This window comes from Paenibacillus sp. FSL K6-1122 (assembly GCF_037977015.1).
Lineage (GTDB): Bacteria > Bacillota > Bacilli > Paenibacillales > Paenibacillaceae > Paenibacillus > Paenibacillus amylolyticus.
The window spans coordinates 4,820,729-4,835,369 of record NZ_CP150272.1; the positions used below are offsets into that span (position 1 = coordinate 4,820,729).

General features: G+C 46.5%; 14 protein-coding genes. 5 read left to right on the forward strand and 9 right to left on the reverse strand.

The window, feature by feature from the left end; genetic code table 11:
- The first annotated feature begins 146 nt into the window (after positions 1-146).
- Complete coding sequence (locus NSQ20_RS21670) at positions 147-1,919, forward strand: NFACT RNA binding domain-containing protein (protein WP_340030860.1); 1,773 nt, start codon at positions 147-149, stop codon at positions 1,917-1,919.
- 204 nt (positions 1,920-2,123) lie between these two features.
- Positions 2,124-2,570 carry a GNAT family N-acetyltransferase gene (locus tag NSQ20_RS21675; protein WP_076328033.1) on the forward strand — a complete coding sequence of 149 codons (447 nt, stop codon included), beginning with the start codon at positions 2,124-2,126 and terminating at the stop codon, positions 2,568-2,570.
- A gap of 140 nt (positions 2,571-2,710) precedes the next feature.
- Here NSQ20_RS21675 and NSQ20_RS21680 read toward each other — a convergent pair whose 3' ends face one another.
- The 8 genes from NSQ20_RS21680 to NSQ20_RS21715 all read right to left on the reverse strand — a co-directional run bounded on the left by NSQ20_RS21680 (position 2,711) and on the right by NSQ20_RS21715 (position 10,999).
- A complete protein-coding gene (locus tag NSQ20_RS21680; protein ID WP_340030861.1) occupies positions 2,711-3,580 on the reverse strand; it encodes a PHP domain-containing protein in 870 nt (289 codons plus the stop codon).
- 66 nt (positions 3,581-3,646) lie between these two features.
- Positions 3,647-4,570: a selenium metabolism-associated LysR family transcriptional regulator gene (locus NSQ20_RS21685; protein WP_036674887.1), complete on the reverse strand. Its 924-nt coding sequence runs from the start codon at positions 4,568-4,570 to the stop codon at positions 3,647-3,649.
- 132 nt (positions 4,571-4,702) lie between these two features.
- Complete coding sequence (locus NSQ20_RS21690) at positions 4,703-5,140, reverse strand: hypothetical protein (RefSeq protein WP_340030862.1); 438 nt, start codon at positions 5,138-5,140, stop codon at positions 4,703-4,705.
- 165 nt (positions 5,141-5,305) lie between these two features.
- Positions 5,306-5,569: a YlbG family protein gene (locus NSQ20_RS21695; RefSeq protein WP_026080981.1), complete on the reverse strand. Its 264-nt coding sequence runs from the start codon at positions 5,567-5,569 to the stop codon at positions 5,306-5,308.
- Between the two features lie 30 nt (positions 5,570-5,599).
- Positions 5,600-6,037, reverse strand: a complete 438-nt coding sequence (locus NSQ20_RS21700) for a YlbF family regulator (protein ID WP_036614642.1) — start codon at positions 6,035-6,037, stop codon at positions 5,600-5,602.
- A gap of 152 nt (positions 6,038-6,189) precedes the next feature.
- On the reverse strand, positions 6,190-7,908 hold the full coding sequence (locus NSQ20_RS21705; RefSeq protein ID WP_340030863.1) for a helicase-associated domain-containing protein: 1,719 nt from the start codon (positions 7,906-7,908) through the stop codon (positions 6,190-6,192).
- 36 nt (positions 7,909-7,944) lie between these two features.
- Entirely contained in the window at positions 7,945-9,639 is a 1,695-nt protein-coding gene (locus NSQ20_RS21710; protein ID WP_338706547.1) for a DNA repair helicase XPB, read from the reverse strand.
- A gap of 190 nt (positions 9,640-9,829) precedes the next feature.
- Positions 9,830-10,999 carry a M20 family metallopeptidase gene (locus NSQ20_RS21715; RefSeq protein WP_340030864.1) on the reverse strand — a complete coding sequence of 390 codons (1,170 nt, stop codon included), beginning with the start codon at positions 10,997-10,999 and terminating at the stop codon, positions 9,830-9,832.
- A 210-nt stretch (positions 11,000-11,209) separates the two neighbouring features.
- On the opposite strand from NSQ20_RS21715, the gene NSQ20_RS21720 reads away from it, so the two are divergent.
- Positions 11,210-11,557, forward strand: a complete 348-nt coding sequence (locus tag NSQ20_RS21720; RefSeq protein ID WP_074095774.1) for a YugN family protein — start codon at positions 11,210-11,212, stop codon at positions 11,555-11,557.
- Positions 11,558-11,570: 13 nt separating this feature from the next.
- Positions 11,571-12,860 (forward strand): putative lipid II flippase FtsW, encoded by a 1,290-nt coding sequence (ftsW, locus tag NSQ20_RS21725; protein ID WP_036614653.1) that lies wholly within the window; start codon positions 11,571-11,573, stop codon positions 12,858-12,860.
- A gap of 128 nt (positions 12,861-12,988) precedes the next feature.
- Here ftsW and NSQ20_RS21730 read toward each other — a convergent pair whose 3' ends face one another.
- Positions 12,989-13,351 carry an Asp23/Gls24 family envelope stress response protein gene (locus tag NSQ20_RS21730; RefSeq protein WP_017687428.1) on the reverse strand — a complete coding sequence of 121 codons (363 nt, stop codon included), beginning with the start codon at positions 13,349-13,351 and terminating at the stop codon, positions 12,989-12,991.
- Between the two features lie 184 nt (positions 13,352-13,535).
- Here NSQ20_RS21730 and cax point away from each other — a divergent pair, with 184 nt between their 5' ends.
- A complete protein-coding gene (cax, locus tag NSQ20_RS21735; RefSeq protein ID WP_036674882.1) occupies positions 13,536-14,606 on the forward strand; it encodes a calcium/proton exchanger in 1,071 nt (356 codons plus the stop codon).
- Positions 14,607-14,641: the final 35 nt, after the last annotated feature.

A 14,641-nucleotide genomic window follows, 5' to 3' on the forward strand; every position in this document is an offset into this window, starting at 1 on the left:
CCAATTCCAGCGTTCAACAGGCAAGCAACGAAGAATCTGTAGCCAGTCCTTGTTTTTTTACATACCTGGTTGCACGTTTCAGTTATATAGATGAAGCATTTGGCATGATAAATGCAGATGCTCGATAGAGAGAGGAAGTGGAAAAAATGGCATTGGACGGCATTGTAACACGGGCCATTGTTCATGAACTGCAAGGCTGCATTGGTGGACGTATCAGCAAAATCCATCAGCCGAATGGCCATGATGTAGTTCTCACCCTGCGTGCTCAGCGCGGAAATAGTAAATTGCTTGTTTCGGCAAGCCCAACCTATCCCCGTGTGCATTATACGGAAAAGACATTCCTTAACCCTACCGAAGCACCCATGTTCTGCATGTTGCTCCGTAAGCACTGTGAAGGTGCAATCATTGAGGAGATCCGTCAGATTGGCATGGAGCGTATTATCCACATCAATGTGCGCCAGCGCGACGAACTGGGGGATGTTTCGGTTAAACGGATCATCATTGAATTGATGGGACGTCACAGTAATATTATTTTGCTTGATCCCGTTACAGGAACGATTCTGGATGGCATTCATCATGTGACTCCGTCCATCAGTAGCTACCGGGTAATCATGCCTGGATTCGCGTATACTGCCCCACCCGAGCAACATAAAAGTAATCCGCTCGAAGTGAGTCGTACAGCTTTCGAGGACAGCTATCATGCCGCTGAAGAAGATGCATCACGCTGGCTTGTGAACTCCTTTAGCGGTCTTAGCCCGTTAATTGCGGGAGAGATTGCTGCTCGTGGAATTGCTGCTGAAGGCACCGTGAGCACTCCAGCTGTGGTTGAGGGTGAAAGCCGCGTTGAGGCTGGTGCACTCTGGAACGCTTTTGAAGCCGTGATGGGACCTGTCAGAGATCATATCTACACACCTGTAACCGGAATGAACGCCAAAGGCAAAATGATTTTCTCAGCCGTTCATCTTCAGAGCATTCAGGATTTGGAGAAAACCTATGACACGATGAGCAAGTGCATGGAAGATTATTACGGAGATAAGGCTGAACGAGACACGGTTAAACAGAGAGTAAGTGATCTGCTCCGTTTTCTGCAGAATGAGCGAAGCAAAAACATCAAAAAGCTGGACAACCTGAACAAGGATCTACTGGAAGCGGATGATGCGGACAAGTTCAGACTATGGGGTGAGTTGCTGTTTGCCTCCCTGCATCTGGTTCACAAAGGGGACAAGAGCGTGGAGCTTGTGAACTTCTACGATGAAGACCAAGCCAACATTACCATTCAGCTTGATCCACTGCTTACACCATCTGACAACGCACAACGTTATTTCAAGCGGTATAACAAATACAAGAACAGTCTGGCTGTCATTCATGAGCAGCTTGGCAAAACCAAAGACGAGATTGACTACCTCGATAACCTGTTACAGCAGCTCTCCATTGCATCGATGAACGATATTGAGGAAATACGGGACGAGCTTGTACAGCAAGGATACCTGCGTGACCGTAATAAAAAGGGTAAAAAGAAGAAGAAAAGTGACCGTCCAACCGTACACCAGTTCACCTCCTCGGAGGGAATTGATATTCTTGTGGGCAAAAACAACCTGCAGAATGAGTACGTGACCAACCGTCTCGCTTCTTCCAACGACACCTGGTTGCATACCAAAGACATTCCAGGTTCACATGTCGTTATTCGCAGTACGGACTTTGGTGAAGCTACATTGGAAGAAGCAGCACAGCTTGCTGCCTATTTCAGCCAGGCCAAGGAGTCCAGCAGTGTGCCTGTGGATTACACGTTTATCCGTCATGTGCGCAAACCAAGTGGTGCGAAGCCTGGTTTTGTGATCTATGATCATCAGAAGACCTTGTTTGTCACGCCAAATGATGAATTGATCAAAAGTCTGCCATCCACCATTAAAAATGGATAGTATGCTTAGCTCATAAGGTGCGATGTAACAGTAACAATAGAAAAATCCCCTGACCATTAACGGCTCAGGGGATTTTTGTTATTGCATTAGTTGTTTGAGTGATAGGTGAAGCTCAGCTTATTTATCATTTTATTGAATATTAATTCATTTATATGTATAATAATTCAATTCTAAGAAATATAAATACTGTTAAGGAAGTGTACCGTGACCATACATATCAGAGAAACTCAACCTGATGATCTGAAACCCCTGATGGCATTAATGCATGACTATGTGGTGGGATTCTACAACAACCCCTGGCCTGGTGATCAATCCATCCAGCTTTTGATCAACAACCTGCTTAATCAGAAGATCGGTGCTCAATTTGTGGCAGTAGAGGACGGGAAGCTTATCGGATTTTCCACCCTGTTCTTTACCTACAGCACGATGAAAGCAGAGCGTGTCGCCATTATGAACGACCTATTTGTTACGGAAACATTTAGAGAGGGCGAAGCAGAAGCCAAATTATTTGCACACTGTCAGCAATATACGCGTGACCATGGATGTGCATATATGTCTTGGATCACAGCAGTGACCAATGAGCGAGCACAGCAATTATTCGAACGTCTCGGGGCTACACGTGGCGCTTGGGTAAACTATTCCATTACATAGACTCTTTTTAACACAAAAAAGGACATGGAAACATGAAGGTTCAGCCCTATCATGCTTGCATGTCCTTTACTCCTTCGATCTTAAATGTATCCAGTAATACAGAATTTATTATAGTCAGATAGAGCGTTGCGACGTCTCGCTTACTCTCCCTTTTGCTGTGAAGCAGCTGCCTTCAGCCTTTCCAACACATCAACCGTTACGGTCTTGCTACCAAGATCCCCGTGGAAAACAACACCTTGCCGTTTGCCATGATAATCCGATCCACCAGTCTCAATAAGATCATACTCCCTGGCCATCTCAGCATACCTGCGTTCCTCTTCCGGGCCATGGTCCGAATGAAACACCTCAATGCCATCTGGACGAGAGTCTTCGATGATACGTCGCACCAATTCATCATCGTTATAGAGACCCGGATGGGCAATCACAGCGGCTCCACCTGCGGCTCTGATCCACTCACACGCATCCTCTGGTGCAACGCGGGGTACAGATACAAAGCCTGGCTTGCCTTCAGCAAGATACTGATCAAATGCATCCCGCATGTCAACAGCGTAGCCTTTTTTCACCAGCACATCGGCCATATGAGGTCTGCCAATACTCTCATCCGGCTCTAACGGTCGTCCCAGCTCATCCAGTACCTCCTGCCAGCTTATATCAAGCCCGAGTTCTTGCAGCTTGGCGATAATCAGATGATTCCGCTCATCTCGCGCTTCTCGTAATCCGGCCAACCGTTGCAGGAATATCTCATCCTCCGTATTAACGTAATAGCCCAGTACATGAATATCTTTGCCGCCAGCCCGGGTGCTGATCTCCACTCCGGCAACAACATCAATATCGTACTCTTTTCCCGCTTGCTGTGCTTCCGCTACACCAGCTACTGTATCATGGTCCGTCAGGGCAACCGCAGATAGCCCTTTTTGTTTGGCAAGCTTCACATTATCAGCAGGTGGCTGCATTCCATCGGAAGCCTGACTATGCGTATGAAGATCACAGCGTCCTTGGCGCTGATCCATGATCAACAGCTCCTTTGTGTAAATTGATTATGATTTAATCTTATCTACCATTGATGTTGCCAACGATTATGCCTTCCCCGTCTTATGTACCGACTGAGGCTGCTCCTGCTGACGCAGATAATTCAGGAAAGCGACTGCTGACAGGGGCAACAAGGACGATTTTAGATGGATGGCATAGAACTGCCTTTTGAATTCGAGTCCGCGGATATCCACAATATGAACAAGTCCCAGAGCCAGTTCATGCTGCACCGAAGAAGGAGATAACATCGTAATACCTACCCCTGCCTCCACGGCCGATTTTACCGCTCCTGTACTGCCAAGTTCCATCACTACATTCATATCTTGTGGATCAATCTTTTTCTTTTGCAATTGGTCTTCCATCACCTGACGAGTACCCGAGCCCTTCTCACGCAGCACAAAAGGATAATTCATTACATCCTCAATATTCACTTTGCTACGCTTAGCCAAATCATGTCCGGCAGGTACAATCAGTTTCAGCTCGTCCTGCATGACAGGCTCCACAATCATGTCCGGGTGGTGCACTGGCGCTTCAATCAGACCAAAATTAAGCTGGTGCTTCAATATATCATCCATAATTTGCGTTGTATTCATCACTTTCATGACAATTGAAATATCCGGATATTGAAGTGCAAATGGTCCGAGCATGCGTGGAAGCACATATTCCCCGATCGTTAAGCTGGCTCCCAGCTGGAGTCTGCCCTGTAACATCTGAGTAAACGCCGACATCGCTTCGTCCGTCTGTCTGACCAACTCTACACTCCGTTTCGCATGAGGTAATAAAGTTCGGCCAGCCTCGGATAATTCTATTTTTTTGGTGGAACGATGCAATAACTTGGTGCCAAAATAGTCCTCCAATGATTGAATCTGCATCGTTACTGCCGGTTGAGTCATATGTAATGCTTGTGCAGCCGCCGAGAAACTCCCCTTCTCTGCTACCGTATAAAAAATATGCAATTGGTGAAAATTCATATCTTCGCCCCTCTTCGATTACACTCTCTACATTGTAGCCGATTTCCCGCTTGGCAACAAAAAAAGCATGCAGCTTGTCTGCATGCGATAATCCTTGAATCTATGATTTCAACATATTGAATCTACCCAGGCTTACTTATGCTTGCGACTATTTTTGACCAGCGTCATTCTTCTTGAATGTCTTAACCATGAATAATATGACTTCAGGTCCCTTAATTCAATGGTCTCCGACATACGTCCCAGAAACGTAACTACAATCATTTTGTGTAGCGGGTTGCCCGCAATATCATATTCTCCTTCAAGTTCGGAAAATTCGGCGACCACCACCAGATCCTCATCAATCAGGTAGACGTCCTGTTCATTACGGTAGTATGGTGTTACACGGTCCTGCTTCAGACACTCCCATAACCACGCCGCAATATGGTCATCATCACTACGTGCAGGCTCAATACGGTCTGCATACCGCATCTTGGCATGATGGGTAATGACGATGTCGGCCACTTTCTTGTCTCCAAGAGCCACGAAAAACGGCTCGTAGGTGCTCCAACGTTGCATCACCTTATCACGCATGGGAATCACTCTCCACCAGATAGGACTTTCTATCTATTTATTACCAAATATATTACAACATTAGTCCCGCAACCTCAAGGCGTAAGTTTAACTTTTTTTCACAATAGCCAATTTGTGTATAATTCAAGAAAAGAGCGACCCCAAAGGGTCCCTCTAGTTTCTCTTCTATATTCCGTAAAAGCTCGTTTTGTCCATCGTTTTGCTGGCATACTCGGTTTTGATCTCATTACGATACGAGCGTTCGATCTTGCGCACATAGGAAAGCCGCTTCACATTTTTCATCGTATCATCTGCCCGTTCTGCATTAACATACATGACTACATAATGCATACGGCGGGAGATATAATGCACGGTGCCATATTTTTCGAGATTACGGGCAGCTTTCAAATCACTGACCCAAATAATGAATCCTGTCCTTTCCGCAAACATCATCGTTCCCCGCCCTTCTATAATGATTACTTAACTGCAACCACATTTGCCGCCACTACCGCAGCCGCCCTTCGGATTCGGATCATTGCTCGGTACCTTAATGGTCGTTGACACTGCAAATGCAATGGTCTCTGACATCTGAAATAACATATCATCCAGGGACTTCTCTGCCTGTTTGAAGCGGATTACCGCCTCGAAATTTTCCAACTCCTGTTCCAGAGCCTTCACCTGGTCTTTTGCTGCATGATAATCCGGGTGAAAATGACCGAAACGCTGTGTTTCTTCAAACAATTCCTTCTTGGCATTCAGCTTCCGAATCCCCATCTGAATCTCAGGAGTAGTCTCGACTTGCTGCTTCCAATATAAATAATCCGATACTTCGGCAGATTGGTTAATCATGTCGCCCAGTTCATATGCGCCCGTTAACACTTGGGCCATATCGACCGTGTTCATTTCCGCTACGCTCATGAAATATTCATCCTATCTATATATAAAGTTCTACTTAACGTAGACTACCTCATCATAGCATATCCATGAATAGTTAAGAAGAGTTTTTCCTGCAATTAGAAATAGGGGGAACTCGAAAATTCGCCTTTCAACCTGATATTCACGTAAAATAGTCAGGTTATGACATCATCTGGCAGGATAAGACGCATTGTATCCCACTCTGACGGGGAGAATGTACGCCATTCCGTCTCTGATGTATTTTCACTTGAATCCAACATGCACCAACCGCTTAAAGTCCATTGTTCATGACCCTCTACCTGATGTGGAATGAGGTATTGCGTACGATTTTCCTGTTGTATCCCCAGCTTGGTCTGCCACTCAATGGCTTTGGCAGCAATCTGTCGGGCGGTTGAACTATGATATCGACGCCACTCCTTGTACCAGGTCTCCGGTATCTCCTCAAATCCCAACAGAGAGAACTTCTTCTCAATGACAGAATGATCACGCTCCAACCCATGCAGAGATGCAGGGACATCAACCAGACCTTGATTATCGGGTGTGTAGAAAGAAGAATATACACCGCTCAACATATCTTTTTCTAATAACTTCGGATCATCTGCGGAGCCTGTATTTGCCTCCATTACCTTCATACTCCGATTTACAGTCAACGGTGCAGCATCCGTCTCCTTGCCCCAATCTGCTAACGCAATACGTACATTCTCTGGTATGCCTGTCAGCGCATATTGATCCAGAAACTCCATCACTTCATGTAATGCATACCCTCTGGCTATGGCCGAAATGAATCGTTCTTTTGTCATACGGTAGATGGACATTCGATCACGCGTCACCCGTTCTGCGTATTGCTCCAGCATCCAGATTACATCAGGCCCCGCTTCCGGCGGTACCAACACTTCGAAGTCAGGCTGCATGTAAAATCCACACGGCTCCGCCTCACTTACCATCTCTTGTTCTCGATATAACAGGCTATGCGGTTCGATCAGCCAACGGAATGCCAGCGCTCCCGACTGATCTTCTCCTACTTCACCATAACCCCAGCCAGCCAGTGCGTATAGCCAGCCCCTGATCCGTGGTTTCAATTCCAAATTCTCTATATGGCACCATATGTTTTTTTCTGGAGCCAACACTGCCAATTGATAACGGAAATGCTGCAACGCGGGTTCAGCTTCTCCGTATCTTTCCATACACGCTTGATATATTTCCCGATGCATCTGTCTCCACGAGAGCTGCAACCATTTTTGTAATCGATGATCTACAATCTGAATTTGGCCATCTGACTTCTGAACAAGATTCAGACTGAGCAGTAGATCGAGAAGGATAGCTACGTGGGTCGGATACAAATCCGAATGTTCATATCGGATGCCCAGACCTTCAAAGTCTGTCGAAGATAATACCGTGATCACACTTAATTTTTGAACACTTTTCTTATGTATGGTGCCCTTCCCTGTCAAAGGAAGTCCTTCTCTTTCAATCCACGCGATCAGATGAAGCAGCTCCGCAGCAGTATCCGGCTTTCCTTCCTGTATTACATGAGCATGCTGTACCATCTGTTTAACGATCATACCCACTCTTTGTGCGTAAGCAATCGTCAATGTCTCCAACAGCGAAGCAGGAATATAGAATAATCGCTCCCCCCAACTTTTATATACAGATTCAATCCATCTTTGCTGCCTAAGGTTGGCGAATGAAGAATTGGCTTCTGCGACACTTAGTCCTTCGATGGCCCACTGTTCTCGCGGCAGGAGGGAGGAAAAAGACTGACCGGCATATTTGTGAAAAATTGCACCAAGCACTTTTTGTTCCACCAAAGCAAGCTTTGACCATGAATCAAGGTTCAGTACCATAGGCTCATCTATTGGTTCAAATGAAGACATATCCCAATCCCTCCTCTTTTCACGAGTATAAATGGACTATTCGTTCTCGTGCACAATGGCATATTCATATCCCTGCTCCACCAAGAACATCTGACGGTTTAATGCAAACTCCTGTTCCTTACTATCCTCTGATACCAACGCATAGAAATATGCTTTGTTTTCTCCAGCTTTTGGTCTCAGAATTCTCCCCAAACGTTGTGCCTCTTCCTGCCTAGACCCGAAACTCCCGGATATCTCAAGCGCAACAGCAGCATCGGGCAGATCCACAGCAAAATTAGCAACCTTGGATACCACAATTGTTTTAATCTCTCCACATCGAAAAGCGGCAAACCACTTGATTCGCTCTTGCTGTGACATGGTACCCGAGATCAAAGGTGCTTCAATTTCCCGGGCAATCAACTCAAGTTGATCCAGATATTGTCCAATCACTAGCGCAGGCAAATCCCGATGACGTTCCAGCAAACGCTTAACTACATGTACCTTCGCCGGATTCTCGGCAGCCAATCGAAATTGATGTTTAACCTCGGCTTGCAGATAATTTGATCTTAGTTCCGGGGAAAACGGGATACGTATCTCCTGACATTGTACATCAGCAATCCACCCTTGCTGCTCCAGTTGTTTCCACGGCATATCATAGAGCTTTGGACCAATCAACGAAAACACATCCTGTTCACAGCCATCCTCTCGAACCAAGGTGGCCGTCAATCCCAGCCTTCGCGTAGCTTGAATATCCGCAGTTGCACGAAACACTGGTGCTGGCAGCAAATGTACTTCATCATATATGATCAGCCCCCATTGCCGCTCACTGAGCAGTTTGATGTGGGTAAAATCAGCATCCTTTGATTTCCGGTGTGTAAGAATCTGATATGTAGCTACAGTCACAGGTTTCACCTGTTTTTTCTGACCGGAATACTCACCGATCTGTTCGCTGGTAATCGTGGTTTTGTCTTGAATTTCCTGAATCCACTGTCGCACAGACGTTGTATTGGACGTCAAAATAAGGCATTCACATTGAAGCCGCTCCAGCACGGCCATGCCAATGACCGTTTTTCCTGCCCCGCAAGGAAGTACGAGTAAACCGCTTCCTCCCATGCCCTCACTGCCTTCGAATGCATCCACAGCCTCTCTCTGGTAAGAACGCAGCGCAAACCGCTCAGAGTGGTCCCCCGGATCATTAGACCGCCAATCAAATGAAAGCTTGGTTCCCTCCCGATATCCTACGTAATCAAGTACGGGGTAACCCAATCGTGTTAATTCCCTTTTTAATAACCCTCGCTGTTCTCCTGGGAGCAGAAGTTCATGAGCGTCCTTACGTTCCATGCGAAAGGCAGCTATCGATTTCAATCCACTTAATTCATCCAGCAACCGCTCATCCTCACTGTAAAGACGCATTCTGGTGTGATCTGCTTCGGAATGCAGCTTTAATTTGCCATACTGATCCATGATTCTCCGAACATCCTGTATCAGTGCAGCAGGCACGTTCCAGCGGGATACCAGCTCCAAACTTGCGATGACCTGATCTGCATTCCATCCCAGCGCAGCCGCATTCCAGAGCGATAACGGAGTGATTCGGTAGGTATGAAACGCTGCTGGTGTCTTAACCAGTTCTGAATACATCCCAAGCTGCTCTCTTGCTCTTTCGAATCCGGGGTGACCAACTTCCAGCAAAACTGTAAAATCTCGCTGAACGATACAAGCATCTGTCCTTACCGTATGTTCTGTTTCTTCCATTTGGTGCCTTCCTCCTATCACAAAAAAGTCCAGTTCCGGCAGCTTCCGAAAATGAACCACTTTAAGTGCACGTTCCAAAAGTCTAGTTTTCAGTACCGAAAAGTGGACTTTTGGACAACATCTATAAAATCCACAAAAAAACATCCTGCCCATACCTCGGTATGAACAGGATGCCCAACTGCATCTAAAGTCATTCGGCTGTGTAACCCTTAGCCATAGCTATGAACAATCTAACGGCCGTCTGCATTGCGTCTTCATCAAAATCAAACATCGGATGATGATGCGGATAGATCGCATTTTTATCCGGGTTGCCTGCTCCAACAAACATAAAGCACCCTGGAACCTTCTGCAGATAATACGCAAAATCTTCCGCTGGCATCAGCATCGGGGAAGCTTGCACTCGTTCTGCCCCAAATAATTCTGTAGCTTCTCTGAAGAAACGTTCTGTCTCCTGTTCATCGTTCACCACAGGCGGATATCCCATAATATATTTCACTTGCGTCTCTGCGCCATAAGCTGCCCCTGTCTGGGCTACCATGGTAAGCACACGCTCTTTCATCCCGTTTCGGGTCTCTTCATCAAACGTTCTTACCGTACCGCTCATTTTGCATTGCTCTGCAATTACATTCTGAGCCGAGCCCGCCTGTATTGTACCAATGGTCAGCACCGCGGGTTGCAATGGATCAACCGAACGACTGACAACGGTCTGAAGCTGCATCACAAGCGCAGAACCCGCTATAAGACTATCTATCGTGGATTGTGGCATCCCGCCATGTCCACCTTTGCCTTTGATCTCAATGTAAAAATCGTCCGCCGCCGCCATCATCGGTCCTGCCTTACTGGCAACAACACCTACAGGCAGCGGGGTCCACAGATGAATGCCATATATGACATCCACGCCTTCAAGCGCACCATCCGCAATGACCTGGACTGCACCACCCGGAAGCAGTTCTTCTGCTGGCTGGAACAAAAAGCGAATCTCTCCTTGGATCTCCTTCTTGTGACGACTGAAATACAATGCCGTACCGAGCAAGATGGAGATATGACCATCGTGGCCGCATGCATGCATCGCTCCTGCTTGTTGTGATGCATACTCGATATTCTTTTCATCCTGAATTGGAAGTGCGTCCATATCAGCTCGCAGCATGACGACAGGACCCGGCTTGTCCCCACGAATGGTACCGATGACCCCGTGACCACCAACATGACGCCTCACTTCCACGCCAAAGCTCTCCAACATATCCGCTACAAAAGAGGATGTCTTCTCCTCATGAAAGGAAACCTCGGGATTGCGATGAAGATGACGCCGCCATTCCACCATGTGGATCTGCAGATCTTCCCACCATATATTATTAGTCATGTCTCTCCACCCTTTCAATCTTGAACGGGACTTGGATCAAGCCCGAACCTTCCTCTTCAAACCTATTGCTGTATATTGTAGCAGAATTGGAAGAAAACCGATACGAAACGCCTTCGGAAAGCTTGCACGGGAAGGGGAAACATACTATCATGAACTAGAGAAATACTCGAGAAATTATACTCGGAAGCTTATGAGGAGGATCAAACGCTTATGATTTTTGAGAATACAGGCTTGGATGGCTTGAAGAGCGACTTGGCATACCTGGATGAGAGCGCCGAGAAAGTCGGATTTGTCCGGTGGCAATGGGAATATTACCGTGCTACATATGACTACAAAATTGAAGATGAACAAACCAACTCAGAATACTTTGTACGCATTAATACCCGCGCTGTGGAAGGCAAATTGGAAAAACCGGATACCGTTCTTGCTGTGGAAGCAGTATACCTCGGCAAAGCCACTTTCCCTCACGGCCTGGATTATGACTCTTCCGTTCCGCAACCAGTCGTGAAGCTGGCAGCCGAAAAATTACAGCAGCTTAAAGAACTGCTGGAAGCATAGGCTGGGCCAAACGATGAAACAACAAACGGCCCAAACGAAAACGAAGAGAGGCACGCCGGATTTTCAACTGCTAATCCTCACTTTATTGTTGGTGGGCTTTGGACTGGTGATGGTATTCAGCTCCAGTTCCAGCATTGCAATCGCAAGCGATAAATTTAACAATGATGCCCTTTACTTCACGAAAAAACAACTTATGTGGGCGATTATCGGTCTATTTGGCATGTTTTTTGCCATGAATATCCGCTTCAACAAGTACAAAAAGCTCTATGCACCCTTTTTCCTGCTCACTACGGTCATGCTGGTGATTGTTTTGATCTCAGGTGCAGTATTGAACGGTGCACGAAGCTGGATTCACATTTTTGGTTTCAGTCTTCAGCCTGCAGAGTTCGCGAAAATTGCTATCATTCTCTATCTCTCTGCTCTTATTACCAAAAAAGGTGAGAAATTCAGGGTTTTCAAGACAGGGTACGTTCCCGTCTTGTTCATCGTTGGATTCATCGCAGGGCTGATTATGCTGCAACCAGACTTCGGTACCACCTTCATTCTGGTGTCCACCTGTGGTCTCTTGATCTATGCCGGTGGAGCCAGTATGAAACATATCCTGGGTTCGATTCTCCTGGTTGTACTCGGTGGGGCACTGGCGTTTGGAGCGAATTCCTTGTTTTCTTCCATGTCTCCTTCCGACACAACGACTGCTACAACAGCAGTCACTGCGGAGCAGAACTACAAGATCGGACGTATTCAGGCTTTCCTTGATCCAATGTCCGATATTAATGGCGGAAGTCTTAACCTCTACCGTTCTCTTGTTGCCATTGGTGATGGCGGCATGACAGGTTCGGGAATTGGACAAGGTACGATGAAGCTGCACTATTTGCCAAATGCGTATAATGACTTTATTTTCTCCGTAATCGGGGAAGAACTCGGATTCATCGGAAGTGCCTTATTCCTGCTTGTTTACCTGTACTTCATCTGGCGCGGAATTATTGTCTCTCTCCGCTGTCCCGATCCATTCGGAACATTGGTCGGCATAGGTATCATGGGACTAATCGCGATTCAGGCATTTATCAACATCGGTGGTGTAACTCAAACCATTCCGGTGACGGGGGTCACGCTTCCATTTATCAGTTATGGGGGTACCTCACTCTTTGTAATGATGGTTGCCATGGGCATTCTGCTCAGTATCTCACGTACTAACAATCTGGACGTGATCAAGGAAGAGAAAACGAAGTCCGTGACTGTACAGACACAGACTCGTACCTCTCCTGCTCTTCGTTCACGGGAGTCCATTCGTCGGATTCGATAAAAAAGCAACACAAAAAAGGCTGTGCACCCAATGGATGCGCAGCCTTTTTCTGTGTACTGAATAAACTCTGTCTATCAAGATGAAGAACAGGTCAATATCGCTCTGTCCTCCATTGCGGATTGCGATTTCTACAGATCGTCGCCTTTGAAAGATACGCCTTCTACCTTTACATTGACTTCAACCACGCGTAATCCGGTCATGGTCTCTACCGCTTCTCTTACATTCTGCTGAAGCATACGGGAAACTTCATGAATCGGGGTTTCGTACAGGACGATGATGCGCAGGTCAATGGCTGCTTCCAGCTGGCCGACCTCAACGCTCACGCCTTTCTGTACGTTTTTACCGCTGAGTCGCTTCGCCCAGCCCTCTGACAATCCTCCAGACATTGCGGCAATTCCGGGTGTTTCCATTGCAGCCATTCCGGCAATTTTTGCAACCACGTCATCGGCAATCCGGATGTTTCCGCTCTCCAGTTGAAGTTGTTCTGCCATGCCACATCCTCCTTCACTTCGTTACTCGTATTTTAAATCCTTTCCACCCCAAAAAGCAAATTAAACTCAAAAAGATGCGTTTACAACCTACCACCATTTGGTTATATTGAAATATGAAAATAATCTCATAAGCGATTTACAGTGTAATTCAAAAACAAAATAATTTATAACCGAGGTGTTTGTTGTGAGAAACCGGATTTCATCCATTTTGCTGATTGCGTTCTTTGCACTCAGTGCCATCGCCCACTACTTGAAATGGGATTCGATTCTACAGTTCGTGATATCAGCCATTTCGGTTATTTTTGTGGCCGGTTTTTTAGGCAAAGCCACCGAAAATGTAGCCCACTACGCCGGACAGCGGCTGGGAGGATTCTTGAATGCCACCTTCGGCAATGCTGCCGAATTGATCATCGCCATTTTCCTCGTCAAAGAGGGACTCTTCGACATGGTCAAAGCTAGTCTGACAGGTTCCATCATTGGAAATCTGCTGTTAGTGCTCGGGTTAAGTATTTTTGCCGGAGGACTCAAGTTCAAAATTCAGAATTATAATGTTTCACTCGCAGGTCTGAATGGTTCCCTGATGATTGTTGCCATCATTGCCCTGTTTATTCCGGCAGTCTTTCTCAATACACATTCCATTACACAGAAAGACACCAATACACTTAGTCTCATCGTGGCCGGATTGCTCATCCTCGCGTATATTGCGTGGTTGCTATTCTCCATGGTGACGCATAAGAACTACCTCGCAGACGTCACTGAGGATCGCGATGAAGAGCTACCTCATGAGCATGCTCCGGCATGGTCCAAGAAAAAATCAATCCTCTATCTGGTGCTCGCAACAGTCATGGTTGCCTTCGTCAGTGAATGGCTGGTCGGCACGCTTGAAGTCTTCACTTCGGAATTTGGACTTAGCGAACTGTTTGTCGGTGCATTCCTTGTGGCCATCATCGGTAATGCGGCCGAACACAGTGCAGCCATCATGCTTGCCATGAAAAATAAAATTGGAGCCGCCGTTGAAATTGCGGTTGGCAGCAGCTTGCAGATCGCACTATTCGTTGCTCCTGTGCTGATTTTTGTCAGCTACTTCACAGGCAGAACCATGGATATCGTATTCACAACGATTGAACTGGTCGCCATCGGCGTATCCGTATTTATTGCGAAGTCCATTACCCAAGATGGTTCAACGAATTGGTACGAAGGTTTACTCCTGCTCGTCGTATATATCATACTCGGTGTATCCTTCTTCCTGGTGTAACCAGGCCCTCACGTAGCCATGATTAAAATAAACAA